General features: G+C 66.4%; 3 protein-coding genes. 2 read left to right on the top strand and 1 reads right to left on the bottom strand.

The features are described from left to right. On the bottom strand, positions 1–918 hold a 918-nt coding region (locus AC2VOG_RS12295), incomplete at its 3' end, for an acyltransferase family protein (protein ID WP_486940175.1). A gap of 131 nt (positions 919–1,049) precedes the next feature. Here AC2VOG_RS12295 and AC2VOG_RS12290 point away from each other — a divergent pair. Together AC2VOG_RS12290 and AC2VOG_RS12285 are read left to right on the top strand one after the other, a co-directional pair. After that, positions 1,050–1,778, top strand: a complete 729-nt coding sequence (locus tag AC2VOG_RS12290; protein ID WP_486940173.1) for a class I SAM-dependent methyltransferase — start codon at positions 1,050–1,052, stop codon at positions 1,776–1,778. 9 nt (positions 1,779–1,787) lie between these two features. Continuing rightward, positions 1,788–1,883, top strand: a 96-nt coding sequence (locus AC2VOG_RS12285) for a glycosyltransferase (RefSeq protein ID WP_486940174.1), incomplete at its 3' end; no start/stop codon positions are given.

Genomic DNA, 1,883 nt, shown 5'->3' with positions numbered 1-1,883 from the left:
GCCGCATCCCAGCGTGGGCATCGCGCAGCCGGCGCCGATCACCAGCACCGCACCCGCCGTGGGCAACAGCGCGGCAATGCCCGGATACGGCGTCGTGCTACTCAAACCCACGCAGGCCCACAAGATCAGCGCCAGCCCGGCCCACCCGGTGATCGCGGCGGCGCGCGGCGGCAGACGCCGCCAGCGGACAACCGTGAGGGCCACCAGCCCACCGACCGCCAACTGCCACGCCCGGGTCGGCAGCGAAAAAAACGCCGCCGCGGGCGCCACATACGTCGCTCCGAACGACAGCGCAAACGACACCGCCGCGACCAACGCGAGGGCCACCACGTAGGGACCCGGTGCGGCGGGCGCCTCGGCCTTGCTGCGCCGGCGCACCCGCCGGACCAACCATGCCGTCGCGATGATCAACGCCGGCCACACCAGATAGAACTGCTCCTCGACGCCCAACGACCAGTAGTGCTGAAACGGCGATGGCGGTACGTGGCCGGCGAAGTAGTCGACGCCTCGCAGAACGAATCGATAGTTGCCGACATACAGCGCACTGGCGATGCCGTCACCGATGACGATCCGGACCTGCAACGCCGGTAACAGCACGGCTGAGGCCAGCATGGTGATGACACCGACCAGGGCCGAGGCCGGCAGCAACCGGCGGGCGCGCGCTCCGTAGAAGCGACGCAGCCCGACCGTGCCGGAGGCGTTCACCTCGCGCCACAAGCCCCCGGTAATCAAGAAGCCGGAGATGACGAAAAACACGTCTACGCCGACAAATCCGCCGCCGACTCCCGGCACCTCGGCGTGAAACAGCACCACCGCCAGCACCGCGACCGCGCGCAGCCCCTCGATGTCCCGACGAAATCCCGCCCGCGATGAGCCCTGTTGCACCGCAGTGGTGCTGATGCCGGCGGTCGGACGCAAGGCCACCTACCTAGTGAGAGGGACATCTGGCTGTGAGTCGTGGCATTATCACACACGCGTTCAACAAAACTCTTGTGAGAGACCGCGTTGGCGGAGAGGATCGTGCGGTGAACTTCAACGACAGACTCGTCATGCTGGCCGACGCGCTGCCGGGCGCGAACCGGATCAGGGCCGTGCAGCGCGCCCTCGAAGGCCGGGTGAACCCGGTGTATCTGGAGATCGGTGTGTCAAAAGGCCAGGCGTTCCGGCGCATCCGCGCCGACGAGAAGATCGCCGTCGACCCGGCGTTCAAACTATCCGAGCGCACCCGTCACCTCGCCGACTCGAAGGCGCGCGCAACGCACTACTTCGAGACAACCAGCGATGCCTTCTTCACAGAGCAGGCGGACTTCCTCGCCGCGCGCCCCATCGACGTCGCCCTGATCGACGGACTGCACACCTACGAACAGGTAGTGCGCGACGTCGAAAACACCGTCCGCTACCTGAAGGAGGACGGCGTCATCTTCCTGCACGACTGCAACCCCGCGCTCGAACTGATCGGCCGTCGGGCGGAAACCTGGGCTGACTTTGTCGCGCAACAGAAAGGGCCGCTGGTGATCGGCATCTGGAGCGGCGACGTCTGGAAGTCGATCGTCTATCTGCGCAGCCAGCGGCACGACCTGCGGGTCGCGGTGCTCAACTGCGACATGGGCGTCGGGGTCGTCCGAAAAGGCACTCCGGAATCACGACTGGCCTACTCGGCAGCCCAAGTCGATGCGCTCACCTACGCCGACCTCAAGGCCGACCGAAAGCGCTTGCTGAACCTCAAGTCGCCCCGGTATCTCGACGAATTTCTCACCACGGGCGTCGCTTCGAAGTAAGGGCCCGGGATGAAATTCGTGCTGGCAAGCTGGGGCAGTCGCGGCGATGTCGAGCCCAACCTGGCGGTCGGCCGCGAACTGGTCCTCCGAGGGCACGACGTGTGC

This window comes from Mycobacterium sp. TH-M11 (assembly GCF_057473725.1).
This window is presented reverse-complemented; position numbering and strand designations above follow the sequence as displayed.

Coding starts and splice junctions, on each gene's coding strand:
- AC2VOG_RS12290 (WP_486940173.1), top strand. CDS start 1,050: ATGCTGGCCGACGCGCTGCCGGGCGCGAACCGGATCAGGGCCGTGCAG.